The organism is Nocardia sp. CY41, assembly GCF_009829325.1.
In the GTDB taxonomy this organism is placed as follows: Bacteria; Actinomycetota; Actinomycetes; order Mycobacteriales; family Mycobacteriaceae; genus Nocardia.
Genome location: NZ_VUOS01000020.1, coordinates 35572 through 62290, shown reverse-complemented (window position 1 = coordinate 62290; position 26719 = coordinate 35572). Strand labels below are relative to the sequence as shown.

Genomic DNA, 26719 nt, shown 5'->3' with positions numbered 1-26719 from the left:
TGCCCTCGGCCGCGATCAGGCGCGCAGGCGCTCGCGCCGGAGCTGGTCGACCTCGGGAAGGTCGAGGGGGGCCAGCTCGGTGACGCCGAGGGCGCGCATCAGCAGCAAGTCGGCGAGTTCGGGGTTGCGGGCCAGCGCCGGGCCGTGCATGTAGGTGCCGATCACCGAACCCTGGACGACGCCCTCCAACCCGTCGCCGACACCGTTGCCGACGCCGCGGGTGACCCGGGCCAGCCCGTGTGCCTCGCCGCCGAGTTTCGTTCCCCCCCGGTGATTTTCGAAGCCGGTGAGCGCCGCGGAGAGCCCGTCGAGCAAAGGTGTGGTGGTCACCTCGCCGATGGCGCGTTTCTGCTGCGGCGACGTGGTGACGTCGAGCAGGCCGACGCCGTCCACCCGCTCGCCCGACGAGGTCTCGTACCACTGCCCGAGCACCTGGATGGCCGCGCAGATCGCCAGCACCGGGGCGCCTCTGCCCGCGGCGCGTTGCAAGCCGGGGTAGCGCTGCAGGTGCCGGGTGGCCAGACGCTGGGCGGAGTCCTCGGCGCCGCCGAGGGTGTAGACGTCCAGGGAGTCCGGCACCGGCTCGGACAGGGTGATCTCGACGATCTCGGCGTCGTGTCCGCGCATGCGCAGGCGCTGGCGCAGCACGAGGGCGTTGCCGCCGTCGCCGTAGGTGCCCATCACGTCCGGCAGCACCAAGCCGATGCGGAAGGTCGACTCGCTCATGAGGCCCGCTCCTCCAGGTCACGGTTGAGATCACGGAACGCGGTGTAGTTCGCCAGCACTTCCACATGGCCCGCGGGGCACGACGCGATGGCGCGCACCGGATCGGGCACCAGGGTGTGCTCCACGCCCGCATAGGTCAGCCGAACGGCCAGGTCGGTGGCGCGCTCACCCGCGGCCACCACCTGCACGCCTTCGAAGTGCTCGAACCGCACGTCCCACAGCCAGGACAGGTCCTCGCCGTCGGGCACTTGGCCGTTCACGGCGATCACCAGCCCCGCGGAGGTCGGCTCGATCATCGACAGCGCCTCCTGCCATCCGGCCGGATTCTTCGCCAGCAGCAGCCGCGCGTCATGCTCCCCGACCTGCACCGTGCGGTAGCGACCCGCGATCTCGCGGACCGTCCCGGCGGCCGCGACGGCCTGCTGCGCGTCGGCGCCGAGCGCGACGGCGGCGGCCACCGCCTGTGCGGCGTTGCCGCGATTGGCCCGGCCCGGCAGCGCGAGCCGCAGCGGGAAACGCTTGCCCTCCGGCCCGACCAGATCGTCGCCGTCGAGCCACCAATCCGGCTCCGGACGCTGGAAGTCCGCACCGGTGCTGCGCCAGTGCGCGCCCTCCCAGACGATCGGCTCACCGCTGCGCGGGCAGCTGGTCGCGTCCATCGCCCAGCCGCTGCCCGCGGCCACCCACACCACGTTGGGGTGGTCGTAGGCGATCGAGGTGACCAGGACGTCGTCGCAGTTGGCGACCACGACGGTGGCCGGGTGCTTCGCCAGGCCTGCGCGCAGTTTGCGCTCGATCATGTTGATCTCGCCGACCCGGTCGAGCTGGTCGCGGCTGAGGTTCAGCAGCACCACCGCCGAGGGGTTCAGCGAATCGGTGACGTGCGGTAGGTGCAATTCGTCGACCTCGATCGCGGCCAGCGGCGCGCGCCGGTGCGCGTTGAGCGCGGCGACGATGCCCGCGTCCATGTTCGCGCCGTCGGCCTGGGTCGCGACCGTGCCCAGCGTGCTGAGCGCCGCGGTGGTCATCCGCGTGGTGGTGGACTTGCCGTTCGTGCCGGTCACCAGCACGGTGCGCCGCTGCCGTCCGAGTTGATCCATGACGGTCGGATCGATCTTCAACGCGATCAGGCCGCCGATCATCGAGCCCTTGCCGCGGCCCGCCTTCTGCGAGGCCCAGGACGCCGCGGCCGCCGCCGCCAGCGCGAGCCGTCCGCGCACCGATATGTCTGCCACGTCGCGAGTCTATGTTCGCGCCGCGATCGCGGCGCGCCTCGGTCGGGTGGCGTGGGCCACGCGGCTCACCCCTGGTAGAGCTTGGCCGCGTAGTTCTCCGGCGAGTAGTAGTGCTCGAGTTCCTCCACCGTCTCGGTGACGTTCGTCTGCACCTCTTTGACCAGGCGGGCAGCGCTCGGCAAGGTGTCCTGCGGCCACTGGTCGGGCTCCCAGAGGTGACTGCGCATGAACGCCTTGGCGCAGTGGAAGAAGATCTGGTCGATGTCCACCTCGACGGCGAGGATCGGGCGATGCCCGCGCACCACCATGTCGTCGAAGTACGGCGCGTCGCGCACCAGCCGGGCGCGGCCGTTGATCCGCAGCGTCTCGCGGCGGCCCGGGATCACGAACAACAGGCCGATGTGCGGGTTGGTCAGGATGTTGAGGTAGCCGTCGGCGCGCCGGTTTCCGGGCCGCTCCGGGATGGCGAGGGTGGTGTCGTCGAGCACCCGCACGAAGCCCGCCGGATCGCCCTTCGGGGAGGCGTCGCAGTTGCCGTGCGCGTCGCTGGTGCTCATCACCAGGAACGGGGAGGTCGCGATCCACTCCCGGTCCCGGGCGTGCAGCGCGGCGCGCTCCTTGGTGGCGACGCGGGGCGCCACCTCGCCGAGCAATGCTCGCAGATCCGCCGGGTCGGTGATCTCATCGGAGGCGGTGCTCTCGCGCATAGTTCGATTCAAGCACCGTTCGCCGGGGATGGCGATCGAATTCCGTTCTGGCGATGGGAGATCGGTCACATGCGTTCAGGCAGGGGCGTCGAACAGGTGGTCCTGTTCGTCGCTCCGTTGCAGACCTCTTGTGATGGCAGGAGTTTCGGTTACCTAGCGATGAAGTCCACGGCCGTTTCCACATTTCCCGGCTGCATTCCAGCATCGGTCAGCACTTCGAAATCACATCGACTACGCAGCTGACCATCTTCCTCGATCGATCTTGACGCTCGAATGGAGGAGGTAGTCGCGCGGAATGTTCGGATGATCGTCGGAGTAGCCAGCTATAGCGCCTATGGTTGTACGGCAATTCATGTCGCCGTACACAGCGCTCCGAGTCGCAGGCAGTAGCTTCAACGACCATGCGAACATGTTCGAACCGTAGTTCACCCGGCCGGTGAATTTTGCGATGTTGTTCTGGTATTCGCGATATGCGGAATTCGCTGTGAACTCCAGGTCGGCTGGATCGGGTTCCGCAGCGGCTGAGTTCGGCATGCATAGAACTGCAATAGCGACGAATGCGGCCGCGAGCACCTAGTTCATTATCGCCCCAGGAATGGCGTAATTTACAACCAGTCTATTCTTACCGCGCGCAGAGTGTGGGTTTCTTGTTGGGCGAATTCATACTCGACCTCGACGTCGTCGCCTATCGAGATGGCGTCGAAATCCCTCCCGCGTAACGAGTCCAACCCGAACCAGATGTGATCTCCGGTGGCCGACTCGACGATCCCTGTCGCGCGTTTGCTGTTCCAGCGCCAGATTTTCCCCCGCGTTATCAACTCCGCCTCTTCCCCGCGCATAGGCAGAGGCTATCGCCTCGATGATGGCGGCGCACCGAATATCCGAGCCCCGTGTCGACAGACCTCTCGCCGGGCGGCGTCTACTGATCGCGATTCAGACCGGCACGTCGAACATGTTCGGCTGGCCGGCGGCGTAGCGGTCGGCGTCGAGCCGGCGCAGCGGTTCCAGCTCGGGCGCGCGGTAGAGGGTGTACATCCGGCAGCGCTCCGCATTCGAGCCGGCCACGTCCAGCAGCGCGTTCACCGCGGCGCGCGCGGACTCGTTGGCGCCTTCCATGGTCGCCAGGTCGACGTTGGTGCGCACGTAATCGCCTGCCAGGAACAGGTTTTCCAGTGCGCCGTGCGGCTGCGGGCGGTACTCCCACGAACCGGCGGTATTGATCAGCAGCGGGTCGGCGTTGGCATTGCGGCCCTCTTGCCAGGTGATGCCGGGGTCGAGGAACCAGGAGTGCAGGTCGTCGTCGCGCAGCACCTCGCCGCGATCGTCCAAGTGGGCTTTGATCTGCGCCCATGCTTCGCGGGCGATCTCCTCGTGCGTGCACTCCTTGGCGGGTTTGCCGAAGAGGATGCCGGGCGTGTTCCAGTCGGAGATGTCCACCGACAGGCAGTCCTGCACACCGCCGTCGCCGAACTCGGGCAGCTTGCGCCGCCACAACTGGTTCTGGCTGATCGAGGTGAGCGACCACGGCGCGTCGATGTAGGCGGTGTGGCCGCGGGAGATGTCGGCCTGCCTGCGCAGATAGAACTGGATGCCGTTCATCCAGTCGGTGACGAGGTGGTCCATCCCCGCCAATTCGGGCTGGACCTCGAGCACCTGCGGCGACCACAGGGTGCGCGCCCGTTCGGCGGGCAGCGCGACGACGAAATAATCCGCCTCGACCGTGCGCTGCGCGCCGGTCTCGTCCACCACGCGCGCCGCGACGATCCTGCGGTCGCGCACCTCCAGTTCGCGCACTTCGGCGCCCAGCACGAAGTCCGCACCGAGTTCGCGGATCCGCCGCAACCACGGCTCGATCCAGACCGCGTTGGTGGGGCCGTTCAGCACGCGGTCCAGGCCGCCGTCGTTGCCGATCCCCATCGGGTTGCCGAGGAACTGCTCCCCCATCGTGCCGATCGTGCGCACGCTCGCCACGTTCTCCTTCGCGGCGACCATGATGCTGGTCAGCGTGCGCGAGAGCAGGGCGCGGAACTCGTGCGAGCGCGCGTGGCCGCCGACGAAGTCGTGCCAGGAGGTGCGCTCCCACTGGCCGAGGCGGCGGGCGTCGCAGCTGGTGTTGAAGACCAGCAGGCGTTCGGCGAAGTAGATCCCCTCGTTCGTGGGCATCTTCAGCGCCGTGGACACCGCCGCGCCGAGCGTCTCGCGGAAACCGGCCGGGGAGAATTCGGCGCGGGCGCGCGGACCGAGCGGAACGCGGAAGTCGTCGCCGCCGCGCCGGGCGAAACGCGCTTCCGGCACCGCGACCAGGTTGTCCCATACCCCGTTGGCATTGCCCGGGAATGGGATTCGGCGCATGGTGTCCGGCACGTGCTGATAGAAGCCGGGGAAGAAGCGGAAGCCGTGTTCGCCGGGCAGATCCGGTCGTCCTCCCGTTCCGGTGCCCGGCACGCCGACGCTGCGGGCTTTGCCGCCCCACGCGCGCTTTTCGTAGACGGTGACCTGGAATCCGCGTTCCGTGAGCTCGTGCGCGGCGGTGAGACCGGCGACACCGCCGCCGAGCACCGCGACCCGTCTTCCGCCGGGATTCGCCGCGGCCCGCGTCGGTCGCGACGCACCTGCCGTCAGCGCCCCCGCTGCCACCCCCGCCGCGACCGTGTTACGAAGCAGTGCTCTTCGCGATACGGTCCATCGATTTTCTGCCATGCGCCGCTCTGCCGCCTAGAACCGGGACCAACTTCCACGCCGGGCACTACTGTAAGGCGGCAATTCGAGGATCTCGCACCCACCCCGCAAAGCCATCGGCGCGCCGCGCGGAATCTGTGCGGTCGAGCACCCGCGGAGGCGAGTGCTTCGGCGTCCGCCGGGTGGGCCCGATCTGGTTGCGCAGCGCGACCCGGCCGCGGCGTCGTCGCCGTCGGCGGTGGCCGGATCCGGGCGCGACCGCCTGGTCAGGCCGGGCGGCCGGCGTCGGCCAGTGCGGGGGCGCTCGGTGTCCCGGTGCGAATGTCCGCCGTCACCGCACGTGGCCTGCTCGACGTGGCGGCAAACGCGCCCGCCAGCACCACGAGGCCGCCGACCAGCGACATCAGGGTCGGTGTCTCGTCGAGGGCGGCCCAGGCGGCGGCGATTCCGACGACCGGTACGAGCAACGAGAACGGGGCGACCACTCCTGCGGGATAACGGCCGAGCAGATAGGTCCACAGTCCCGTACCGACCACGGTGGCGAGGACGGCGATGTAGGCCAGGGCCAGCAGCGCCGGCAAACCCTCGGCTGTGAACGACTCGGCCAGGGCACGCGCGCCCGTCACCGGTCCTTCGGCGACCATGGACAGCGCCAACAGCGGGACCGGCGGGATGGCGGTGGTCCACAGCATCAGATGCAGCGGATTGACGCCGGGAGTCTCGGTGCCGGCCAGACGCGCGCCGATGTTGCCGAACGCCCAGCCGAGCCCGCCCGCCAGGGTCAGCAGCACCGGCCACAGGGCGGCGTGGGCCAGCCGGTCCCATCCGATCACCGCCATGCCCGCCACCGCGACGGCGAGGCCCCCGACCTGGACCGGACGCATCCGCTCACCCAGTAGCAGCGTGCCGAGCAGCACGGTGAACGGCGCGGAGGACTGCAGTACCAGCGAGGCGAGCCCAGTCGGCATGCCCACCCGCATCGCGGTGAACAGGAACGCGAACTGCAGGATGCCGAAACCGGTGCCGTACAGCAGGATCCAGCGCATCCGGACCGCGGGACGCGGGACGAACAGCAGTGCGGGCACCGCGAGCACCGCGAAGCGCAGCGCCGCGAAGAAGAACGGCGGGAAGTGGTCGAGCCCGATCCGGATGGCGAGGAAGTTCAGTCCCCAGAGCAGGACGACGGTGAGGCCGAGCAGACGGTCGCGGTTGGTCACGTCCTTCATCGTGCGGCTCGCTAACCATCAGGACAATCGAATAATTGTTGATCAATAATGTAGTATTGCTTAATGAATTCCTCTCCCGTCGCACCCGGTTCCCCGATGGCGCTCGAGCGGCTGCGCGTGCTGCGTGAACTGGCCGATCGCGGCACCGTGGCCGCCGTCGCCGCGGCGCTGTCGATGACGCCTTCCGCCGTCTCACAGCAGCTCAAGGTGCTGGCCAGGGAAGCGGGCGTGGCCCTGCTGGAACCGGACGGCAGGCGGGTCCGGCTCACCGACGCCGGACGTGCTCTCGTGGTGCGCGCCGACGAAGTGCTCGCCGCGATGGATCGCGCGGTCGCCGAGATGGCGCACTACCGCGGCTCGCCGCGCGGGCGGGTCCGCGTCGCGGTGTTCCCCTCGGGCGGCGCGTTGCTGCTGCCGCATGTGTTGCCGGGCATGGTGGACAGCGGGGTGGAGGTGGTCGCGCGGGACGAGGACGTGCCGCCGTCGGAAGTGGCGCGACTACTCGCCGATTACGACGTGGTCCTGACCCATCGCGACGAACGCGCCGCCCCGAGCACCGACCCGCGCGTTGCCACCAGGATGCTCATGCGGGAGCCGATCGACGTCGTCGCGGCGCCGACGCACCGGCTCGCGGGCCGATCGGCCGTCACGCCGGAGGAATTGGCCGACGAGACCTGGCTGAGCGTGCGGGGCGGCTTCCCCGTCGACGACGTGCTGCGCTCGATCGCCACCGTGACCGGCGTGCAGCCGCGGATAGCCCAGCGGCTCAACGATTTCCGCGTCATAGAGACGTTGGTCGCCACCGGCTACGGCGTCGCGCTCATGCCGCGCTACGCAGTGGCCCACCCGGACCTGGCGGTGCTGCGGTTGTCCGGCGTGCGGGCCGCCCGGATGTACGAGCTGGCCACCCGCCCCCGCGCCGATGCCCGTCCCGCGATAGCGGCTGTGCTCGCGGCATTCGAATCGGCCGTGGCACTGGTGGCAGCCGATTCCGGGACGGCGCACCGAAAGGGCACCGCCGCATCGGCGTAACTCCGGACGGCGGTACCGAATCGGGGACCGATCAGAATCCCGGCGGCGGCTGATGCCGGTAGGGATGCTGGGCCTGCGAGCTGACGTAGCCGAAGTCGTCGGCGACCATGGCCGCCAGTTCCAGCAGCGCCCGCCGCGTCGGCTTGCTCACCAGTTCCAGATCGATCTCCGCGCCCTCGGCGAGGTGGTCGTCGAACGGCACCACCTGCACCGCGCGGGTGCGATCGAGGAACAGTTTGCGCAGCTGGTCGAGGTCGACGGTGGACGCGCCGCGCCGGGAAGCGTTCACCACCACGACCGTTCGCTCCACGAGCTTGCCGTAGCCATGGTGGTCGAGCCAGTCCAGCGTGGCCGAGGCGCTGCGTGCGCCGTCGATCGCGGGCGAGGTGACCAGCACCAGTGAGCTGGCCATATCCAGCACGCCCGCCATCGCGGAGTGCATCAAGCCGGTGCCGCAGTCGGTCAGGATGATGTTGTAGAACGACTGCAGGATCCCGATCGCCTTGCGGTAGTCCGCTTCGCTGAACGCCTCGGAGACCGCCGGATCCTGTTCACTGGCAAGCACTTCCAAGCGGCTCGGCGCTTGCGAGGTGTGCGCCCGCACGTCGGAGTACCTGGTGATGTGCTGATCCTCGAGCAGGTTGCGCACCGTGGAGCGGGTCTGCCGGGGCACTCGGTGGGCGAGCGTGCCGAGGTCGGGATTGGCATCGATCGCGATGACCCGGTCGCCGCGCTGCGAGGCGAAGGTGGAGCCGAGACCGACCGTGGTGGTGGTCTTCCCGACGCCGCCCTTGAGCGAGAGGATCGCGATCCGGTAGTCCCCGCGCACCGGCTGGTTCACCCGGTCGACAAGGTCCTGATAGACGATGTCGGCCGCCGACTCGCCCGGGTTGATCATGCCGCCGGACGCCTTGTGCACCGCACGTCGCCAACCGCTGCGCGGCGCCCTGCGGGCCCGCCTGAGCAGATTCAGGTCGTTGACCGAATGCCCCGGCTGGCCGGGCTGCGGCACATGCTGCGGTTGGAACGGCGGCGCGGACAGATGCGGCGGACCGCCCTGCCAGCTCGGCACCTGCGGTTGCCCGATCGCCGGCGGAGGCGGCGGTTGATACGGGGGAGGCGGAGGCTGATGTGTCACCGGCGGGGGCGGCGGCGCCCAGCTGTAGATGGGTCCGCTGGGCTGATCAGGCTGCGGCGCAGCGGGTTCGGGCTGCGCGGAATCCACGGGCACGCGCCGGACCAGGCCGTCGCTGCCGATCTCCTGGCGGTACTCCCCGTAGCCGGGATGGGGCCCGTCCGGTGGTGTGGCTATGGGATGGCTACCGCTGTGACTCGACGGCGGCTGAAATGCGCCGGTAGGGAACGGCTCACCCGGAAAAGGCGAGGGCGGGGGGTACGCGCCCGGGCTCGGCGGGGCGTACGAACCATAGGGCTCGGCCGGTCCGGCCTGCGGGGGCGCCCAAGCCTGTGCCGGTGCGGCGGCTTGGGGATAGGCCGTGGTCTGCTCCGACGAACCTTGCGGCTCCGGTTGTTCGGGCTGTGCGTCGGACCGGGCAGGCCCATCCGTCACGTCGGTTTCCTTCGCTTCCGCGCCGCCGATCGGCTCGGCCGACGGGTCGGTGGCCGCTGACTCCGCGTCGCTGACTTCGGCCGTATCCACGGAATGACTCTGCAGCCAGGGCGGAGAGGTCGGATTGTGGTCGTTAGTTGTCACGGTTCCCCCATCTGCTCGGGAGTTCGAGCAGAGAGCTCGGCGCTTGGAGTGCGAATCCCACGCTAGCACGGGGTTCGCTACGCCGTGTCGCGGTAGGCATGCCGCACCTGGGAGCGGTAGGCCGCCACAACCGGTCTGCGCCAGCGAGATCGGGCGCCGCGCGGTGGAACCGTCGCGACGCCCGATCGAATCCTTCCGGAATGCCCGGTCAGTGCGCCCGGTTCACCGCCGACACCACCGCGCGCAGCGACGCCGTCGTGATCGAGGTGGCGATGCCCACGCCCCACACCACTCGGTCGCCGATCGCGCACTCCACGTACGCGGCGGCCTGGGCGTCGTCACCCGCGGACATGGCGTGCTCGGAGTAGTCCAGCACCTCGACGTCGAAGCCGACCGCGGCGATCGCGTCGACGAACGCCGCGAGCGGCCCGTTGCCCTTGCCGGTGATCTCCTGCTCCACACCGTCGACCTTCACCACCGCCACGATGGAGTCGACTCCGCCGTCGGTCTCCGACGCGGTGACCTTCTGGCGCATCCGCTCCAGCGGACGGATCGGGCTCAGGTACTCCTCGTGGAAGACGTCCCACATCTCCTTGGGCGTCACCTCGCCGCCCTCGCCGTCGGTGATCTTCTGGATCGCCTGGGAGAACTCGATCTGCAGCCGTCGCGGCAACGCCAACCCGTGGTCGGTCTTCATGATGTAGGCGACGCCGCCCTTGCCGGACTGCGAGTTGACCCGGATGACCGCCTCGTAGGTGCGGCCGACGTCCTTCGGGTCGATCGGCAGGTAGGGCACCTCCCAGACGATGTCGTCGACGTCCGCCCCGGCGGCGTCGGCCGCGGTCTTCATCGCGTCCAGGCCCTTGTTGATGGCGTCCTGGTGGCTGCCGGAGAACGCGGTGTAGACCAGGTCGCCGCCGTACGGGTGCCGCTCGTGCACCGGCAGCTGGTTACAGTACTCGACGGTGCGGCGGACCTCGTCGATGTCGGAGAAGTTGATCTGCGGATCGATGCCGCGAGAGAACAGGTTCATCCCCAGCGTCACCAGGCAGACGTTGCCGGTGCGCTCGCCGTTGCCGAACAGGCAGCCCTCGATGCGGTCGGCTCCGGCTTGGTAACCCAGCTCCGCGGCGGCCACGGCGGTGCCGCGGTCGTTGTGCGGGTGCAGCGACAGCACGATCGACTCCCGGCGGGCCAGATTCCGGCTCATCCACTCGATCGAATCGGCGTAGACGTTCGGGGTGGCCATCTCCACGGTGGCGGGCAAGTTGATGATCAGCGGCTTCTCCGGCGTCGGGGCGATGATCGCCGACACCGCGTCGCAGACGTCCTTGGCGTATTCCAGCTCGGTGCCGGTGTAGGACTCCGGGCTGTACTCGTAACGCCAGTTGGTATCCGGGTAGCGCTGCTCGATCTCCAGGCACAGCGCGGCGGCGTCGGTGGCGATCTTCTTCACCGCCTCGCGGTCGGCGCGGAACACCACCTTCCGCTGCAGGATGGAGGTGGAGTTGTAGAAGTGCACGATGACGTTCTGCGCGCCGGCGCAGGCCTCGAACGTGCGCTCGATCAACTCCGGGCGGCACTGGGTCAGCACCTGAATGGTCACGTCGTCGGGGATCGCGCCGTCCTCGATGATCTCGCGGACGAAGTCGAAATCGGTCTGGCTCGCCGACGGGAAGCCGACCTCGATCTCCTTGTAACCCATCCGCACCAGCAGGTCGAACATGCGGCGCTTGCGAGCCGGGCTCATCGGGTCGATCAGCGCTTGGTTGCCGTCGCGCAGGTCGACCGCGCACCAGCCCGGAGCCCGATCGATGACGTTGTCCGGCCAGGTGCGGTCGGGCAGCGTGATCGGCTCGACCTCCTCGGCGAACGGCCGGTAACGGAAGGTCGGCATCGAGGAGTTCTTCTGCCTGTTCCAGCCGGGCTGGTCGGCGGGGGCGGGTTTGCTCGGCGCGGTGATGGTGCGCGCGCCGGATACGAATGCGTCAGCAGGGGACATGGGCGGTTCTCCCGAGGATGTCGTTTTTCCCAATGGGCTGGGTCGACCGGCGCAGCAAAACCCCGCGACGGGAGCCGGTCCGATCAGACCCCGTCGCGGCGGTCGAGAAGAAGTGCCCGCTGCATGATGTCCGCGAGTTTACCGTGCCGCGAGTAGGCCGGAAAGGGAGGTCCCTTCGTCGGGTCATCCGACGACAACGCTACGGTTCGGTCCGGCAGTGGACACGTCGAAGGATTGGCTATGACCTGGCTGGAGCAACTGGCGGTCTTCGGTGCGGGCATCGCGGCGGGCGGCATCAACACGATCGTCGGCTCCGGCACGCTGATCACCTTCCCCGTTCTCCTCGCCTTCGGCCTCCCGCCGGTGACGGCGAATGTGTCCAACACCATCGGTCTGGTCCCGGGCTCGATCAGCGGCGTGCACGGGTATCGCCGCGAACTCGCGGGCCAGCGTGACCGGTTGCTCCGCCTGGGCACGGCCTCGCTGCTCGGCGGCATCACCGGGGCGGTGCTGCTGCTCGTCTTGCCCGCCGGTGCGTTCAAGGCGATCGTGCCGGTCTTGATTCTCGTGGCGCTGGTGCTGGTCGTCGTGCAGCCGAGGCTGGCGATCTGGGTGAAACGCCGCCGGGAGAACGACGGCGCTCCGGCGCCCGCGCACGGCGGACCCATCCTGTTCGCCGCGGTGTACGCCGCAGGCGTCTACGGCGGGTACTTCGGCGCCGCGCAAGGCGTGTTGCTGATCGGGTTGCTCGGCGTTTTCGTGCACGACGACATCCAGCGCCTCAACGGGGCGAAGAATGCGCTCGCCCTGATCGTGAACGCGGTGTCCGCGGTGATCTTCATCGTCGTGGCGGACGTGGACTGGCGCGCGGTCGTGCTGATCGCGCTCGGCTCGATCATCGGGGGGCAGCTCGGCGCACGGTTGGGCAGGCGGATGCCGCCCACCTTGTTGCGCGCGGTCATCGTCGTGGTCGGCCTGATCGCGGTGATCCGCTTGGTGACGTCTTAGGCAGCGGGCGAATGGCACTGAAGATGCGCACGGTGTGCGAGCGCTGTGGCGCCGCCGACGGCCGGGCTTCGGTCGCGCGCCGTCTGCCCGAACGGCGGCGGCGAATCGGTGGCGCGCCCGCGCCGGGTGCCGGGGTAGTGCTGCGGGGAATCTCAGGGTCGGATGTCAGTCCTCAGGGTGACGACGGCCGCCCCGCGCGGGCCGCAGGATGAGTGCCGTGCCCAGCTGGAAGATCGTCATCGCCGCCGCGCTCCTGCCCGTGCTGACCGGCTGCGGCGGACCGCCGAGCCGACACGAGTCCGCGGTCGCGGAGCTGGTCGCGCAAGCCGACGCCGCGCCGACGCCGCGGCTGGACTGGGCGCCGTGCGCGGACCCGAGCCTGAGCCGATTCCACTGCGCGACCGCGCAGGTCCCCGTGGATTACGCGCACCCGGACGGGCCGACCCTCGGACTGGCGGTGGTGCGTCAGCAGGCCACCGACCCGCAACGGCGGATCGGCACCCTCTTCTCCGCCGTCGGCGGTCCCGGGGGGTCGGGACTGCGCTGGGCGGCGGAGGGAGAACTGGTCGGCGGCGAATTGGCCCGCCGGTTCGACGTGATCACCTTCGACCAGCGCGGGGTCGGCCGCAGCGGACAGGTGCGGTGTTTCGCGGACGCCGAGCAGCAGCGCCGGTTCTGGTCCGGCACGTGGCTCGCAGCGGCGAATCCCGGACAGGAGCGGGCGGCCGAGGCGGCGAGCCGCGAACTCGCCGCCGGTTGCGCGGCGCACGGCGGCGTGCTGCTGGGGCACCTGACCACCGTCGACGCGGCGCGCGACCTGGACCTGCTGCGCCGGGCCGTCGGTGATGAGCAGCTCACCTATGAAGGCGGTTCCTACGCGAGCTACCTGGGCCAGGTGTACGGCGCGCTGTTCGGCGACCGGGTGCGCGCCTTGCATTTGGTGTCGATGATCGACCCGGACGCGTACACCAACGACACGCGAAGCGTTGTCGCGGACACCGCGGCGGGCACCGAGGAGGTACTCGGTGAATTCCTGCGGCTGTGCGCGGACGCGGGCCCGGAGCGCTGCGCCTTCGCGACGCGGAGCGAGGCCGTCCTGGGCGCAGGCGCGGGCGAACCCGCCCGCCCCGTCGATCTCCGCGCGCGCAATGACGCTGTGCTGCAACGTCTTCGCGAGGCACCCCTGGTGGTGGGGTCCGGGGGTCGGACGCGGACGGTCACCTACGCCGAGGTGCTGTCGTCGCATGCGCTGTTGCTGTACGACCCCGAACGGGGCTGGCCCGCCCTGGCCCAACTGCTGGCCGAACTGGAGCGCGGACCGGCGGGCAACCCTGACGTGGTGGGTGAGATCTTCTCGGCCACCGCGCAACCGGACGACTTTCTCGACTCCTATACCGCGATCTCCTGTGCCGACAACGCCTTTCCACGCGATCCCGGTCAATGGACCTCCATGGCAGCGGATCTGGCGGGCGTCAGTCCCACGTACGGCGCGTTCTGGTTGGCGCTGCGTCAACCGTGCGCGTTCTGGCCCGCACCGCCCGAGGGGTACGCGCAGCGGTACACCGGGCCGTGGATCCTGCGGTCGGACACCCCGGCTCTGTTGGTCAACAACCGATTCGACCCGGCCACCCCGCTCGGCGCCGCGCGGCGCGCGCAGCAGGAACTGGTGAACGCCCGGTTGGTCGTCGTGGAGGACGGGTACGGGCACACCCCGCTCGGCGAATGCACCCGGAAACTGCGCGAGCGTTATCTCGTCGATCTGCAGCTACCGGCCCCCGGGGCGACGTGCCGCCTCGACGAGCTGCCGTTCGGGCGATAGCGAAAACGGATATCTGTTCACAATTCGGGAATACCGGTAATCTGCGCACGCTAAGCCTGATGATGGAAGGTGACCGGTGCGTAGACGTGCCTTGTTCAAGGCGGCGGGCACGGCCGCCCTGCTCGGTGCTGTGGGAACGATGGCGGGGACGAGTGTGGCGTCCGCCGACCCGATGTGGGAGGCCCTGTTCCGCGCCTGGGTGCCGGAGATCTTCGCCCCCATTCCCGACCCGCCGGGGCATTCGCCCGCGATCGTCGTCGGCTCCGGCTTCGGCGCCGCGGTGTCCGCGTTGCGCCTGGCCGAGGCCGGAATCCCCACCACCGTGCTGGAACGCGGTTCCCGCTGGCCGAACGACCCGTGGCGGGAGATCTTCACCGGCGACGACCTGCCCGACGGCCGCGGCTTCTGGCACCGCACGCACTTCACCGGCGTCACCAAGGTGCCCATGCGTTTCGCCAGTTTCGGCGGCGTGCTGGACTGCACCGAATATCCGGGCATCGACGTCTGGCGCGCGGCCGCCGTCGGCGGCGGCTCGGTGATCTTCAGCGGAACGATGATCGCCCCGCAGCGCCGCTTCTTCGACCACGTCTTCGGCGGCACCGTCGACTACGGCGAGATGGAGCGCGTCTACTACCCGCGGGTGCGGGAGATGCTGCGGTTGAGCCCGATGCCCGCGGACATCTATAACTCCTCACCGTTCGCGCACTCGCGCGCCTGGGACGATCAGGTGCGCAAGGCCGGCTACGAGCCCCAGGCGAACGACTCGATCTTCAACTGGGACATCCTGCGCGCCGAGCTCGCCGGCGCCACCAGGGCTTCCGCCACGGCGGCCCGCAGCAATCTGGGCAATTCCAACGGCGCCAAGTTCGACCTGAACCAGAATTACCTGGCGTACGCGCAGGGCACCGGCCGGTGCGGGATCTTCCCCGGCCACCGGGTCGACGCCATCGCGCAGGAATCCGGCGGCCGCTACGCGGTCACCGTGACGAAGCTGGCGCCGACCGGTGACGTGCTGTCCACCCGCACCCTCACCTGTGATCGTCTCTTCCTCGGGGCGGGGTCGATCGGTACCTCCGAACTGCTGGTTCGCGCGCAGGCCACCGGCGCGCTGCCGAACCTGAACGAACACGTCGGCGACGGCTGGGGCACCAACGGCGACGTGGTGCTCGCCCGCGGCGCCAGCGCGCTGGCCGGTCACGGCCAAGGCGTGCCGAGCGCGAGCCGGATCTTCCACGAGTCCGACGTGCCGCTCACCCTGGAGAGCTGGTACATCCCTGGCATCCCGTTCGAGACCGGCGCGCTCGCCTCGCTCGGCATGGTGCTCGACTCGACCCGCACCCGGTTCGGCTACGACCGGGCGACCAATCGGGTCGGGCTGACCTGGTCGGTCCAGAATCGGGACGACACGGTGGCGGCGGCCCGCGCGGTCGACCACCGGATCGCCGAACGAGCGGACGCGCTCGTCGAGTACAGCGCCCTCGGCTACGACGCGAACGCGCTGTTCACCGCGCATCCGCTGGGCGGAGCCGTGCTGGGGCGGGCGACCGACGGCTACGGCCGGGTGCACGGTCACCCCGGCCTCTACGTCATGGACGGCGCCGCGATACCGGGCAGCACCGGCACGGTGAATCCCTCGCTGACCATCGCCGCGCTGGCCGAACGCAATATCGAGGCGATCGTTCGCGGCGGTCGCTGAGCACGCCCGCGCGGGGTGGAGCGTTCGCCCGTCCGGCGCGGTTCCCAGGGTATCGCCAACTGTGCCGAGCGTGCTTTCCGCGTACTAATGTCGGCGGCACCGTTCGGCGTCGAAGGGATCCGCAGTGTCCGCTCCCACTCCTCACTCGGGCATCGAGAACTCCGCCGTCGAGCGCTACGGTCTGCGGGAAACGCCGGAGCAGCAAGATTATCCGCGCAAGCCGCCGATGTTGTGGACCGATTTCGTAATGCTGGCGCTGGCCGTCGTCTCCGTGGCGCTGGTCGCGTGGATCACCTTCTTCCCGGTGTCCGGGCACACCTATCACGTGGTCGTGGTCGTCGACTGGACGTTGTGCGGGGTGTTCGCGGTCGAGTTCCTGTGGCGCTGGCACCGCGCGGGCTGGCCGTGGACGTTCCCGTTGATCTACTGGTACGAGGTCCTCGGCATGATCCCGGTGACCAGCCCGTTCTTCCGCGGTTTCCGGTTGCTGCGGATCGTGGTGATCGGCGTCCGGCTCGCCCGGGTGGCCGATCGCGTGTTCGGCGACCGGGTGACGGCCGCGGTGGTGAACCGGTTCGTGGCGACCATCGTGGACACCATCCGCCGCCCGATGACCATCGCGGTGATGGACGAGGTGGCGGAGGTGCTGCGCACGGGGCACTACACCCGCAACATCGCGGCCGCCCTGGAGGAGAACCGCGCCGAGCTGGACGAGATGATCCTCGAGCTGATCAAGAAGGACCCGCAGGCGGGACGGGTGCGCTACATCCCGTTCCACGACGAGATCATCCGGTTGATCGCCGACACCACGTTCCGCATCGTGTTCCAGGTGCTGGAGGATCCGCGCACCGACGAACTCGTCGCCGACATGCTGCGGGAGAACATCGATCAGATCCGCGACGCGGTCCGCGACGGCGTCCGGGTGCCGCCGTCGGCGTACGGGCCCACCACCGGCGCGGACGGCGTGCGGCATCGCATCACTCGGGTACCGCGTGCCTGATGGCGTCTCGCGGCTGCGCCAAACGCACGGTCTCCCAGGCGATCAGCGCGAGCAAGACGCCGCACAGCAGGGCCAGCGAGGCCAGTGCGGGCAGGGCGCAGGCCACCGGGACCAGCGCCAGCAGCACTGCCACGGCGACCACGCGGGGCACCGTGACGGTGCGCGTGGCGTAGTGCTTGAACCCCACCAGGGCGATCAGATACAGCACGACGCCGCCGTAGAGGGCGTAGAGCGGAATGCCGTACAACGCGTCCTTCAGGGTGTGGTGGGAGGAGTCCCCGACGTAGTAGAGCACCTTCTTCAGCCCCAGTGACAGCGCGATGATCCCCACGATCATCGGGAAATGCCAGAACGTGTAGCAAGCTTGCGCGATCTTGATCTGCCGCCTGCCTTCGGCGTGGACGAGTTCGTGCTCCACCGCCAAGGCGGCGACGTCGAAATACGCCCACCACAGCAGGCCGGAGATCGCGAGGCCGAGCAGTGAGCCGAGCGCGATCGGCCAGGAGATCGGCAGGCCGGCCACGCCGATACCGATCGAGACGATCGATTCACCGAGCGCGACGATGATGATCAGCCCATACCGCTCGACGAAATGGGTGGCCGAGTTCAAGCGCCAATCCGTGCCCGCGAACAGTGTCCAGAGATAATCGCCCGCGATCGCCGCGATCCACAGCGCGATCTGCACCCGCCCGGTGGTCAGCGCGGCGACCACCAGCAGCGAGGTGCCGAGGGTGATCGAACCGAGCGCCCAGCGCAGCAACTGGCCGCGCAATTGCGGATCCTCCGAACTGGCCAGCCAGAACATCCCCAGGTGCACCAAGCGCACGATCAGGTAGGCGATGGCGAACACCAGCGGGCCGAACCATCCGCCGCGCAGGTCCTCGAAGGCCTCCGGGATGGTGAGCGCGGCGAGGAAAGCGCCGCCCATGGCGGCGAACATCCCCACCCGCGCGATGCCTTCGTCGGCGCGCACCACGTTGCCCAGCCAGGAATAGGCGATCCACAACCACCACATCACCGCGAGCACCAGCAGCGCGCGCAGCATGTTCTTCGCGCTGGTTTCTCCCGCGGCCAAACCGGCGACCGTGGTGAACGCGAAGACGAGCACAAGGTCGAAGAACAGCTCGAGTTGGGTCACCGACGCGCCTTCGGCCATCGGCTGGAACCGCACTCGTTTGGAACCGATCATGCGCTCATCGTCGCACCCCGCTCGATTCCGCGCCGGTTCGCTGCTCGTCCGGCAGCCGATTTCGCGCAGAGCGCAGCCGTCCGGCTATACGGGTTGATAGGTCTCCGTTTCGGGGAACCGCTCGGCGAAATCTATGAAGCACTCCACGACCACCTCGTTGGCCTTGCGAAAAGTGCGTTTGAGCAGAAATCCGGGCACCGGGAGGGGCAGATAGAGCTCGACGTGGTACCAGACGTGCGTGCCTTCGACGCTGTCGGACACCTCGAAGAACCCGCCACCGCGCACGCCCCTGGTGCTGTCGGCGACGATCCAGGAAGACCGGTCGTCGGTCCAATCGTATTCCAGCACTTGCAGATCCGAGCTGCCGAGCAGCTCCGCCTTGAGGAACACCCGCCGCGGCCTGCGCCGTGCGTCGCGGGTCGCGACCCGGACGTCGCTGTAGGAGGACGACCATTCCGGAAGCGATTCGACGTCCGTCAGCGCGTCCATGACCTGATCGGGATCGGTGTCGACGAAGAATCGGATATCCGTTTTGGTGCGCATGGCATACCTCCGACCCCCGGATGGACAAGTCGGCCGATTGTCTCCGCGTTTTGTCCGATTCGTCAACCTGACTGTGCCAGACCACATCTCGGTTACCCGGATAACGTGCCGTTATCTGCTCGAGATCGGCGATCGGCGACTCGGGGAACAACTTCCGTTGGGAAGGATGGGCGCGGCCGGGGTCCGCGCGCCTACCATCGAATCCGAATGGGCGCCGGTATCCGGCGCCGTCGGTACGGGCGGGAGTGTGTCATGAAATACGCCGAACTGCTGGCGCAGGCGCGGGACGCGATCACGGTGCGCCGGGTGTACGGCGAGCCCTACGAATCCGGCGGGGCGACAGTCATTCCCGCCGCCTCGGTCGGGGGCGGGGGTGGCGGAGGCGGTGGTGCCGGGAACGGCGCCGAGGGCGAGGGCTCCGGTGAAGGCGTGGCGTTCGGCGTCGGCGCCAAGCCGGTCGGCGCTTACCTGCTTCGCGACGGTCGGCTGACCTGGCACCCGGCCGTGGACGTCAACGCGATCATCGAGACGGCGGGCAAGGTACTGATCGCGGGCATTCTGGCCTTGGCGCTGACCCGCTGCGTCAAGCGACGCGCCTGACCAGCGCGATGGACCGGGTTCGCCATCGGCGCGCGCCGGGCCGAGCGAAGGAGAGGCCGTCCAGCGCTCGGTCCGGCGCGACGTTCATTCCGACGTAGCGGGCTCGACGATCGCGTCGGGCCCTGGATACACCAGCGACTCGTGACCGTCGGAGAAACGCACCACGTAGGGCGGCGTCCCCTCCGGTCCGCGGACCTCGATGATCTCGGCCAGGTGATCCACTTCTCCCACCACGTGTCCGTGCACGCAGAGTCGATCTCCTACATGTGCGATCATCGCCCCATTATCGAACGTCAGTGGTGCGCGTCACAACCGCTTCGGCAGCTGTGTGGCATCTGTGTCGCTCATCCGCGCTGTTCGGGCTGCTGTTCGGCTTCGGCAAGTGCCTGCTGCCGTTCCGGTTCGCACAGCCTTGACACCACTCCGGATGTAGTACTATGTTCAAACCGCTGCAGTTGGAGTGAATTGATTGGGGCGGTATGCGGAAACTTGTCTATTTCGTCGGCGTTTCCCTCGACGGCTATATCGCCGGGCCGAACGGGGAGATCGACTTCTATCCCGTGGCCGAGGACATGGCGGATTGGCTGCGCTCGGAGTACCCCGAGACGCTGCCCACGCACGCACGGCCGCACTTCGGCCTCGCTGTGGACGCGCCCAATCAGAAGTTCGACACGCTGATCATGGGTCGCGGCACCTACGAACCGGCCCTGGCCATCGGTGTGACCAGCCCGTACGCCCACATGAAGCAGTACGTGGCATCCAGCACGCTCGGCCGCATCGATGACCCAACGGTCGAATTGGTCGAACACGATCCGGTGGCACTGGTCCGCGAGCTGAAGCGGCGGGACGGCTTGGACATCTGGCTCGCGGGCGGCGGCAAGTTCGCGGCCGCGCTGCTGGAGGAGATCGATGAACTCGTGATCAAGAGCTATCCGGTCGTCGCGGGGGCCGGGGTGGCGAGCTTCACGGGCGAGTTCCGCCCGACGTTGTTCCAGCCGGCCGAGCGCATCGCCTTCGGCAACGGCGTGCAGGTCAGCTGGTTCACCCGGGCCTGACCGGCGCGATCGGGTCGTCGGGGCGAGGCCACCCGGTAGGGCGGCTCAGCCGGCGTCGGTGAGGAAGGACAGCCGCACCTGGCGGTCCGGGTTGTCGACATTGAGATCGACCAGCGCGATCGACTGCCAGGTGCCGAGGGCGAGCTCTCCGCCGAGCACCGGGACGGTCGCGTACGGCGCGATCAGGGCGGGCATGACGTGCGAGCGCCCGTGCCCGCGCGACCCGTGCGCGTGCCGCCACCGGTCGTCGGCGGGCAGCAGATCGCGCAGCGCGGCGAGCAGATCGTCGTCGCTGCGCGCGCCGAGTTCCATGATCGCGATGCCCGCGGTGGCGTGCGGCACGAAGACGTGCAGCAGCCCGTCGCCGCCCGCCGAGCGCACGAAGTTCGCGCATTGCGGCGTGATGTCCTGTACCACCTCGGTGTGGCCTGTCCGCACCTCGAGCAGCGTGCTCTTCATGCGCACATCGTCCCTCATCCGCGCGGGGCCGCGCCGGGTGATCGGGATGCGATGCGGTTGTGGGTTTTTCCACAAGCCGGGTAGGTAGCGGCAAAACCGCTGGCCCCGGCCGGTACCCTGAATGACTGTTACCAGTTTGTTGTCGATCTTGGAGGACCCTGTCGTGGCTCTCGTGGTTCAGAAGTACGGAGGATCCTCGGTAGCGACCGCCGAGCGTATCCGGCGCGTCGCTGAACGGATCGTGGAGACCAAGAAGCAGGGCCACGATGTGGTGGTCGTCTGCTCCGCCATGGGTGACACCACCGACGAGCTGCTCGACCTCGCACAGCAGGTGGCCCCGTCGCCGCCCGCCCGTGAGATGGACATGCTGCTCACCTCGGGGGAGCGCATCTCCAACGCGCTGGTCGCCATGGCCATCCACTCTCTCGGCGCGGAGGCCCGCTCGTTCACCGGCTCGCAGGCGGGTGTGATCACCACCGGCGCGCACGGCAACGCGAAGATCATCGACGTGACCCCCGGTCGCGTCCGCGACGCGCTCGACGAGGGCCTCGTCGTGCTGGTCGCCGGATTCCAGGGCGTGAGCCAGGACAGCAGGGACGTCACCACGCTGGGCCGCGGCGGTTCGGACACCACGGCCGTCGCGCTCGCGGCCGCGCTGCAGGCCGACGTCTGCGAGATCTACACCGACGTGGACGGCGTCTTCACCGCCGACCCGCGGATCGTCCCCGACGCGCAGCGGCTCGAGCAGGTCTCCTACGAGGAGATGCTGGAGCTGGCGGCCTGCGGGGCCAAGGTGCTGATGCTGCGCTGCGTCGAATACGCCCGTCGCTACAACGTGCCCGTGCATGTGCGCTCGTCCTACACCGACAAGCAGGGCACCTACGTTTACGGATCGATGGAGGACATCCCCTTGGAGCAAGCAATCCTCACCGGCGTCGCGCACGACCGCAGCGAGGCCAAGGTGACCGTGGTCGGGCTGCCGGACGAGCCGGGCTACGCCGCCAAGGTGTTCCGCGCCGTCGCCGACGCCGAGATCAACATCGACATGGTCCTGCAGAACATCTCGAAGATCGAGACCGGCAAGACCGATATCACCTTCACGCTGCCGAAGAGCGAGGGCGCCCGCGCGGTCGAGATGCTCACCAAGCGCCAGTCCGACATCGGCTTCTCGCAGGTGCTCTACGACGACCACATCGGCAAGGTGTCGCTCGTGGGCGCGGGCATGAAGAGCCACCCCGGCGTCACCGCCACCTTCTGTGAGGCGCTGGCCAAGGCGGGCGTGAACATCGATCTCATCTCCACCTCCGAGATCCGGATCTCCGTGCTGGTCAAGGACACCGAGTTGGACGAGGCGGTCAAGGTGCTGCACAAGGCGTTCGACCTGGGCGGCGACGAGGTCGCGGTGGTCCACGCGGGAACGGGGCGATAGATCATGGGAGTTCGCGTAGGAGTCGTCGGCGCGACCGGACAGGTCGGCGCCGTCATGCGGAAGCTGCTGGAGGAGCGCAACTTCCCGGCCGACGAGGTGCGGTTCTTCGCCTCCGCCCGTTCGGCGGGCAAGACGCTGCCCTGGCGCGGTCGCGAGATCGTCGTCGAGGACACCGAGACCGCGGATCCGTCCGGCTTGGACATCGCGTTGTTCTCCGCGGGCGCCACCATGTCCCGGGTGCAGGCGCCGCGCTTCGCCGCGGCGGGTGTCACGGTGATCGACAATTCCTCGGCGTGGCGTAAGGACCCCGAGGTCCCGCTGGTGGTCAGCGAGGTCAACCCGGAGCAGACGCGCAACCTGGTCAAGGGCATCATCGCCAACCCGAACTGCACCACGATGGCGGCCATGCCGGTGCTCAAGCCGCTGCACGACATCGCCGGTCTGCGTCGCCTGATCGTGTCCAGCTATCAGGCGGTCTCCGGTAGCGGCCTGGCCGGCGTGGAAGAGTTGGTGAGCCAGGCCCGCGCGGTGATCGGCGAGGCCGAGAAGCTCACCCACGACGGCCGCGCCGTCGACTTCCCGGCGCCGAACAAGTACGTCGCGCCGATCGCGTTCAACGTGCTTCCCTTGGCCGGTTCGCTGGTCGACGACGGCTCCGGCGAGACGGACGAGGACCAGAAGCTGCGCAACGAGAGCCGCAAGATCCTCGGCATCCCGGATCTGGCCGTGAGCGGCACCTGTGTGCGCGTGCCGGTCTTCACCGGTCACTCGCTCTCGGTGAACGCCGAGTTCGCCGAGCCGCTCTCGGTGGAGCACGCCAAGGAGATCCTGGCCAAGGCCCCCGGCGTGAAGCTGGTCGACGTGCCGACTCCGCTCGCCGCGGCGGGCATCGACGATTCGCTCGTCGGCCGCATCCGTCAGGACCCGGGTGTGCCGGACGGGCGCGGGCTCGCACTGTTCATCTCCGGCGATAACCTGCGAAAAGGCGCCGCTCTCAATACAATTCAGATCGCCGAGGTGCTGATCGGCGACCGCTGAGGGTTTTCTCGATCGGACGGGCCGTGGATTTTCCGCGGCCCGTTCGTCGTTTCGCGCATTCGCGCCGCTGTCCGCGTTGTTCTGGTTGCCGACCGGGTTGGGCGATCGGTCCGCCGCTGGTGGCCGGGGAGCCACTTCTGCAACCGATCAGCGGGCGCGCAGTCCGTCGAAGACGACGGCGAAGGTTCGCTCGCGCTGCGCCGGAGTGGCGGCGGTGCCATGGGTGGCCAGGAACGCCCCCTTGATGACGCGCATCAAATCCTCGACCTCGATGTCGCCGCGCACGCCACCCGCCTGCTGAGCGCGGGTGAGCAGCGTGCCGATGGCCGCGTTGAGCCCGTGTACCGGCCGAAGATGTTCCGGCGCGTCCGGGCCGCCCACGGCGTCGGCGAGATCGCGCTTGACGCTGCCCTCCGCCACGAGCCGGGCCAGGAAATCGAAGAACGCGGCCACCGGTTCCGCGGCGTCGGCCAGTTCCCTCGCCAGGGCGATGATGCGGTCCACCCGATCCACGATCGCCGCCTCGAACAGCGCTTCCTTGGTGGGAAAGTGCCGGTAGACGGTACCCGCGCCGACACCGGCCCGCCGGGCGATCTCGTCCAGCGGCACCGAGAGGCCTTCGGCGGCGAACGCTTCCTGCGCGGCCGCCAGGACCCGCTCGCGGTTGCGACGGGCGTCGGCGCGCAAAGGTCGGCGCTCGGGTTCGGTCACGAGGACCGAGCCTACTGGTGGAAACGGGCTGGTCGCGTCGGATCAGGCAGGAGCATCGCATCGTCTACCGAGTCGTGGACGATGCGGTCTGGATCGCCAAGGTCGGCAAGCACTACGACTGAACGCGCCGCCGAAAAGGTCTCGCTCGTCGCAGGGCGTGGCTGTTAGCCTGCGCCGATGGCGAATCCTCATCCTCACGTGTATCTCGGCGACCGGATCGTTGCGGCTGACGCTGCCACGGTGGGCGTCGCGTCGTCGGCGGTGTTGTACGGACTCAGCGTCTACACCGTGTTTCCGGTGCACGTGGATGGGGCAGCGCGGACGGCCTTCCGGCTGGACGACCATTTCCGCCGGCTCGAGGAATCCTGCAAGATCATCGGAATCGATCGGTTCGCGGCGGAATGGGATTTCGCGCGATTCCGGGCGACCGTAGTGGAATTGATCGCCGCGAACGCCCCGCGCGAAGACGTTTTCGTCCGGGCGACAGTGCACGTGGTCGAGTCGATTCCGGGCACCAGGGTGCGCGGCTGCGCGATTCAGGTCAGCATGTTCGTCTACGACGCGGTGCCGATCGTCCCGCAGGACGGCATGCGCCTGAAGTCCAGCCCGTGGCGGCGCATCCCGGACAACGCGATTCCGTCGCGAGCGAAAGTCAACGGAGCCTATGTGAATTCGGTGCTGGCCAAGCAGGACGCGATCGACAGCGGGTACGACGACTGCGTCTTCCTCGACGGCAACGGGCACGTCTGCGAACTCAGCGCGGCGAATATCTTCCTCGTCCGCAACGGCACCTTGATCACGCCCGACGTCTCCTGCGACATCCTCGACGGCATCAACCGCAGGACCGTGCTGACCTTGGCGGCCGAAGACGGCATCCCGGTGGTGGAACGCGCCGTCGATCTCACCGAGCTGTACATCGCGGACGAAGTGTTCGTCACCGGCACCTCGTCCGGTGCGGCCCCGGTCGTGGAGGTCGACGGCCGCTTGGTCGCCGACGGCGTTCCCGGCCCGGTCTCGCAAGCACTGCGCAAACGTCACCATGCGGCATTGCGCACCGATGAGGTGCACGGCTGGGTCACGGATCTGTCCGCGGCCGGATAGCTATCGCGAGGTCGTTCAGCGGATGCCGGGGGTGCGCGGATCGGGCCCGAGGCAGGCCAGGATGGCGCACCCCGGCGCGGTGTCCGCGAACGGCGGGTCCAGCGGGCGATTCAAGCAGGCGAAGACGTTGCACCCCGGGTAGGCGGCGGGGCCGAGCCCGAAGACCGCGATCAGGATGTCCGTGTCGACGAAGCGGCGAGGGTCCAGTCGCAGCGGCGGCTCGACGTACGGGCCCGGGTCGGGCACCGGCCGGGTATCGAACGCGTCGAACACCTTGCGGAAGAACTCGTAGGGCAACTCCTGAGTGTTCTGCACGACCCCGGACACGCCCTGGCTGCTGACGTTGCCGAAGACGCCGGTCCACACCACCGTGAGATCGAGGCTGGGGATGACGAAGACGTTCTGCAACCCGAGTCCCGCCATGGCGTACACGTCGTCGGGCAGGAAGTCGGCGATCTCGGCGCACCCGCTCCCGAGCCAGAACAAGTAGCCGTAGCAGGCGTTCGTCGGCGAGGGCGTGCGCGCCTTGCGCAGGTAGTCCAGGGAGACGAGTTGCTGTCCGCCCCAGCGCCCGTCGTTGCTCACCAGCAGTCCGAGCTTCGCGAAGTCGTTCGGCGGGATCATCAGGTGCGCGTAGCCGTAGGTGTGCCCGGAGCGGTCCCGAGCCCAGTAGTAGTCGCTGCGCAGGATCCCGAGGGGATCGAACAACTCGTGCTGGGCGAACGCTTGCAGAGGTTCGCCGACGGCCAGTTCCAGCACGTAGGCGAGCAGGTCGACATTGCGCTGACTGTAGGTGAAGACAGTGCCCGGCGGGTTGTCCAGCGGCACACCCAGCGCCTGCACCGCGCTGTCCGGGTCGACCGGAACAACCCCGGTGACGCCCTCGGTGAGCACACCCACCCGCATGCCCGAGGTCTCGGTGAGCAGATTCTCCACGGTGATCGATCGGTGTGCCGCATCGCCGAGCCCTGCGGGCAAGTAGCGGTCGATCGGCGCGTCGAGGTCGAGTTTTCCCTGGTCCCATGCGATTCCGGCGAGCAAGGATACGACGCTCTTGGTGGAGCTCCAGATGTTCCATGCCACGTTGCCGGTCTGCCCGTTCGTCGGCCCCTCGCCGATGAGGCAGTTGTGCCGGAACACCTGTACGTTGAACCGGTTCCGCCCGGCCGCGAAGGTCAGCGCTTCGCGCAGCTTCGCGGAATCCAATCCGACCTGTTCCGGGGCCGCCCGTTCCAGATCGCGCCCCGAGGTGACCGAGCACCGCACCTGATCGCCTGGCGCGGCGGCCGCGCTCCCGGCGAAGAGATTGCCCGCCACCAGTGACAGTGCCGCGATTCCCGCCAGAAACCCACCGAAACGCCCCATAAGCAAAAGGCTAGCGCCCTCCTGCCAGTTCAGAGCCCCAACAGACCGGGCGTGTGGCGAGAAACTGGACGTCCGATATCAAACGACAGCGCCGCCGGGTTCGCGGAGAACCCGGCGGCGCTGCAAGCTCGGACACCCGGCGGTGTCCCTACCGTGGTCGACGTCCCACAAGCGCCTCTCGGCGGGTGGTCGCTCGTAGCGACAAGGGGTGCGGCCCGGGGCTGTCCGGACGCCGACAGGGGTTTCAACCACGTGTCCTCGGAAGCTATTCCGCCCCGAATTTGTGATGCTCGCCACTTCGATTCGGGCGCCGCCCGGTATCGAGAAGCCCGCGTCGTGGCCGGTTGGGGACCCGGACGGCCGAGCGTTTTCTTGACTGACTCCA

At 68.6% G+C, this 26719-nt stretch carries 25 protein-coding genes; 11 read left to right on the top strand and 14 right to left on the bottom strand.

The features are described 5' to 3' along the window. Positions 1 to 15: 15 nt before the first annotated feature. The 6 genes from GVY64_RS22130 to GVY64_RS22105 all read right to left on the bottom strand — a co-directional run bounded on the left by GVY64_RS22130 (position 16) and on the right by GVY64_RS22105 (position 6564). Positions 16 to 726 carry a type 1 glutamine amidotransferase gene (locus GVY64_RS22130; RefSeq protein ID WP_159844464.1) on the bottom strand — a complete coding sequence of 237 codons (711 nt, stop codon included), beginning with the start codon at positions 724 to 726 and terminating at the stop codon, positions 16 to 18. Then, positions 723 to 1961, bottom strand: a complete 1239-nt coding sequence (locus tag GVY64_RS22125; protein WP_159844462.1) for a MurT ligase domain-containing protein — start codon at positions 1959 to 1961, stop codon at positions 723 to 725. Before GVY64_RS22125 ends, GVY64_RS22130 begins: the two co-directional genes overlap by 4 nt. Positions 1962 to 2026: 65 nt before the next feature. Then, the gene (locus GVY64_RS22120; RefSeq protein WP_159844460.1) at positions 2027 to 2668 is read right to left on the bottom strand and encodes a pyridoxamine 5'-phosphate oxidase family protein; all 642 of its coding nucleotides are present in this window, start codon (positions 2666 to 2668) and stop codon (positions 2027 to 2029) included. Positions 2669 to 3273: 605 nt separating this feature from the next. Continuing rightward, positions 3274 to 3507 (bottom strand): hypothetical protein, encoded by a 234-nt coding sequence (locus GVY64_RS22115; RefSeq protein ID WP_159844458.1) that lies wholly within the window; start codon positions 3505 to 3507, stop codon positions 3274 to 3276. Positions 3508 to 3601: 94 nt separating this feature from the next. Next, positions 3602 to 5368, bottom strand: coding sequence for a hydroxysqualene dehydroxylase (locus tag GVY64_RS22110; protein WP_159844456.1), 1767 nt, complete (start codon positions 5366 to 5368; stop codon positions 3602 to 3604). A gap of 245 nt (positions 5369 to 5613) precedes the next feature. Continuing rightward, complete coding sequence (locus GVY64_RS22105; RefSeq protein ID WP_159844454.1) at positions 5614 to 6564, bottom strand: EamA family transporter; 951 nt, start codon at positions 6562 to 6564, stop codon at positions 5614 to 5616. A 105-nt stretch (positions 6565 to 6669) separates the two neighbouring features. On the opposite strand from GVY64_RS22105, the gene GVY64_RS22100 reads away from it, so the two are divergent. Then, positions 6670 to 7605 (top strand): LysR family transcriptional regulator, encoded by a 936-nt coding sequence (locus GVY64_RS22100; RefSeq protein ID WP_159844815.1) that lies wholly within the window; start codon positions 6670 to 6672, stop codon positions 7603 to 7605. Between the two features lie 31 nt (positions 7606 to 7636). Here GVY64_RS22100 and GVY64_RS22095 read toward each other — a convergent pair whose 3' ends face one another. Next, positions 7637 to 9265, bottom strand: coding sequence for a MinD/ParA family ATP-binding protein (locus GVY64_RS22095; protein WP_159844452.1), 1629 nt, complete (start codon positions 9263 to 9265; stop codon positions 7637 to 7639). Between the two features lie 262 nt (positions 9266 to 9527). After that, positions 9528 to 11321 carry a 2-isopropylmalate synthase gene (gene leuA, locus GVY64_RS22090; protein ID WP_159844450.1) on the bottom strand — a complete coding sequence of 598 codons (1794 nt, stop codon included), beginning with the start codon at positions 11319 to 11321 and terminating at the stop codon, positions 9528 to 9530. Between the two features lie 240 nt (positions 11322 to 11561). Here leuA and GVY64_RS22085 point away from each other — a divergent pair, with 240 nt between their 5' ends. The 4 genes from GVY64_RS22085 (at position 11562) to GVY64_RS22070 (ending at position 16844) form a co-directional block, all read left to right on the top strand. Continuing rightward, positions 11562 to 12329 (top strand): sulfite exporter TauE/SafE family protein, encoded by a 768-nt coding sequence (locus tag GVY64_RS22085; protein WP_159844448.1) that lies wholly within the window; start codon positions 11562 to 11564, stop codon positions 12327 to 12329. Positions 12330 to 12537: 208 nt separating this feature from the next. Beyond that, positions 12538 to 14148: an alpha/beta hydrolase gene (locus GVY64_RS22080; protein WP_159844446.1), complete on the top strand. Its 1611-nt coding sequence runs from the start codon at positions 12538 to 12540 to the stop codon at positions 14146 to 14148. Positions 14149 to 14224: 76 nt separating this feature from the next. Then, positions 14225 to 15844 (top strand): GMC oxidoreductase, encoded by a 1620-nt coding sequence (locus GVY64_RS22075; RefSeq protein WP_201298109.1) that lies wholly within the window; start codon positions 14225 to 14227, stop codon positions 15842 to 15844. Between the two features lie 124 nt (positions 15845 to 15968). Beyond that, entirely contained in the window at positions 15969 to 16844 is an 876-nt protein-coding gene (locus tag GVY64_RS22070; protein WP_328820991.1) for an ion transporter, read from the top strand. On the opposite strand, the gene GVY64_RS22065 is transcribed toward GVY64_RS22070, so the two are convergent. Then, positions 16822 to 18033 carry a low temperature requirement protein A gene (locus GVY64_RS22065; protein WP_159844444.1) on the bottom strand — a complete coding sequence of 404 codons (1212 nt, stop codon included), beginning with the start codon at positions 18031 to 18033 and terminating at the stop codon, positions 16822 to 16824. The genes GVY64_RS22070 and GVY64_RS22065 overlap by 23 nt on opposite strands. Before the next feature lie 84 nt (positions 18034 to 18117). Further along, positions 18118 to 18576 carry an SRPBCC family protein gene (locus tag GVY64_RS22060; RefSeq protein ID WP_159844442.1) on the bottom strand — a complete coding sequence of 153 codons (459 nt, stop codon included), beginning with the start codon at positions 18574 to 18576 and terminating at the stop codon, positions 18118 to 18120. A gap of 252 nt (positions 18577 to 18828) precedes the next feature. Between GVY64_RS22060 and GVY64_RS22055 the strand changes: the two genes are divergently transcribed. Then, positions 18829 to 19176: a sporulation protein gene (locus GVY64_RS22055; protein WP_159844440.1), complete on the top strand. Its 348-nt coding sequence runs from the start codon at positions 18829 to 18831 to the stop codon at positions 19174 to 19176. Positions 19177 to 19260: 84 nt separating this feature from the next. Here the strand turns inward: GVY64_RS22055 and GVY64_RS22050 are convergent, their stop codons facing one another. Beyond that, entirely contained in the window at positions 19261 to 19452 is a 192-nt protein-coding gene (locus GVY64_RS22050; RefSeq protein WP_040864432.1) for a DUF1918 domain-containing protein, read from the bottom strand. Positions 19453 to 19655: 203 nt separating this feature from the next. Here GVY64_RS22050 and GVY64_RS22045 point away from each other — a divergent pair, with 203 nt between their 5' ends. Further along, positions 19656 to 20231 (top strand): dihydrofolate reductase family protein, encoded by a 576-nt coding sequence (locus tag GVY64_RS22045; protein WP_159844438.1) that lies wholly within the window; start codon positions 19656 to 19658, stop codon positions 20229 to 20231. A gap of 45 nt (positions 20232 to 20276) precedes the next feature. On the opposite strand, the gene GVY64_RS22040 is transcribed toward GVY64_RS22045, so the two are convergent. Continuing rightward, positions 20277 to 20690, bottom strand: a complete 414-nt coding sequence (locus GVY64_RS22040; protein ID WP_159844436.1) for a secondary thiamine-phosphate synthase enzyme YjbQ — start codon at positions 20688 to 20690, stop codon at positions 20277 to 20279. A 163-nt stretch (positions 20691 to 20853) separates the two neighbouring features. Between GVY64_RS22040 and GVY64_RS22035 the strand changes: the two genes are divergently transcribed. Beyond that, positions 20854 to 22119 carry an aspartate kinase gene (locus GVY64_RS22035; protein ID WP_159844434.1) on the top strand — a complete coding sequence of 422 codons (1266 nt, stop codon included), beginning with the start codon at positions 20854 to 20856 and terminating at the stop codon, positions 22117 to 22119. Between the two features lie 3 nt (positions 22120 to 22122). After that, on the top strand, positions 22123 to 23157 hold the full coding sequence (locus GVY64_RS22030) for an aspartate-semialdehyde dehydrogenase (RefSeq protein WP_159844432.1): 1035 nt from the start codon (positions 22123 to 22125) through the stop codon (positions 23155 to 23157). A gap of 147 nt (positions 23158 to 23304) precedes the next feature. Here GVY64_RS22030 and GVY64_RS22025 read toward each other — a convergent pair whose 3' ends face one another. Then, entirely contained in the window at positions 23305 to 23868 is a 564-nt protein-coding gene (locus GVY64_RS22025) for a TetR/AcrR family transcriptional regulator (protein WP_159844430.1), read from the bottom strand. A 17-nt stretch (positions 23869 to 23885) separates the two neighbouring features. Here GVY64_RS22025 and GVY64_RS22020 point away from each other — a divergent pair, with 17 nt between their 5' ends. Further along, positions 23886 to 23990: a type II toxin-antitoxin system YoeB family toxin gene (locus tag GVY64_RS22020; RefSeq protein WP_201298108.1), complete on the top strand. Its 105-nt coding sequence runs from the start codon at positions 23886 to 23888 to the stop codon at positions 23988 to 23990. Between the two features lie 55 nt (positions 23991 to 24045). Beyond that, positions 24046 to 24969, top strand: a complete 924-nt coding sequence (locus GVY64_RS22015) for an aminotransferase class IV (RefSeq protein ID WP_159844428.1) — start codon at positions 24046 to 24048, stop codon at positions 24967 to 24969. 15 nt (positions 24970 to 24984) lie between these two features. On the opposite strand, the gene GVY64_RS22010 is transcribed toward GVY64_RS22015, so the two are convergent. Then, positions 24985 to 26334, bottom strand: coding sequence for a serine hydrolase domain-containing protein (locus tag GVY64_RS22010; protein WP_159844426.1), 1350 nt, complete (start codon positions 26332 to 26334; stop codon positions 24985 to 24987). Positions 26335 to 26719 lie beyond the last annotated feature (385 nt).

Bases quoted from the DNA above. Each gene is read 5' to 3' on its own strand.
- GVY64_RS22085 (WP_159844448.1), top strand. From the start codon at position 11,562: ATGACCTGGCTGGAGCAACTGGCGGTCTTCGGTGCGGGCATCGCGGCG.
- GVY64_RS22015 (WP_159844428.1), top strand. From the start codon at position 24,046: ATGGCGAATCCTCATCCTCACGTGTATCTCGGCGACCGGATCGTTGCG.
- GVY64_RS22065 (WP_159844444.1), bottom strand. From the start codon at position 18,033: ATGATCGGTTCCAAACGAGTGCGGTTCCAGCCGATGGCCGAAGGCGCG.
- GVY64_RS22080 (WP_159844446.1), top strand. From the start codon at position 12,538: ATGAGTGCCGTGCCCAGCTGGAAGATCGTCATCGCCGCCGCGCTCCTG.
- GVY64_RS22130 (WP_159844464.1), bottom strand. From the start codon at position 726: ATGAGCGAGTCGACCTTCCGCATCGGCTTGGTGCTGCCGGACGTGATG.
- GVY64_RS22010 (WP_159844426.1), bottom strand. From the start codon at position 26,334: ATGGGGCGTTTCGGTGGGTTTCTGGCGGGAATCGCGGCACTGTCACTG.
- GVY64_RS22055 (WP_159844440.1), top strand. From the start codon at position 18,829: ATGAAATACGCCGAACTGCTGGCGCAGGCGCGGGACGCGATCACGGTG.
- GVY64_RS22060 (WP_159844442.1), bottom strand. From the start codon at position 18,576: ATGCGCACCAAAACGGATATCCGATTCTTCGTCGACACCGATCCCGAT.
- GVY64_RS22030 (WP_159844432.1), top strand. From the start codon at position 22,123: ATGGGAGTTCGCGTAGGAGTCGTCGGCGCGACCGGACAGGTCGGCGCC.
- GVY64_RS22110 (WP_159844456.1), bottom strand. From the start codon at position 5,368: ATGGCAGAAAATCGATGGACCGTATCGCGAAGAGCACTGCTTCGTAAC.
- GVY64_RS22050 (WP_040864432.1), bottom strand. From the start codon at position 19,452: ATGATCGCACATGTAGGAGATCGACTCTGCGTGCACGGACACGTGGTG.
- GVY64_RS22100 (WP_159844815.1), top strand. From the start codon at position 6,670: ATGGCGCTCGAGCGGCTGCGCGTGCTGCGTGAACTGGCCGATCGCGGC.
- GVY64_RS22045 (WP_159844438.1), top strand. From the start codon at position 19,656: ATGCGGAAACTTGTCTATTTCGTCGGCGTTTCCCTCGACGGCTATATC.
- leuA (WP_159844450.1), bottom strand. From the start codon at position 11,321: ATGTCCCCTGCTGACGCATTCGTATCCGGCGCGCGCACCATCACCGCG.
- GVY64_RS22120 (WP_159844460.1), bottom strand. From the start codon at position 2,668: ATGCGCGAGAGCACCGCCTCCGATGAGATCACCGACCCGGCGGATCTG.
- GVY64_RS22115 (WP_159844458.1), bottom strand. From the start codon at position 3,507: ATGCGCGGGGAAGAGGCGGAGTTGATAACGCGGGGGAAAATCTGGCGC.
- GVY64_RS22040 (WP_159844436.1), bottom strand. From the start codon at position 20,690: ATGAAGAGCACGCTGCTCGAGGTGCGGACAGGCCACACCGAGGTGGTA.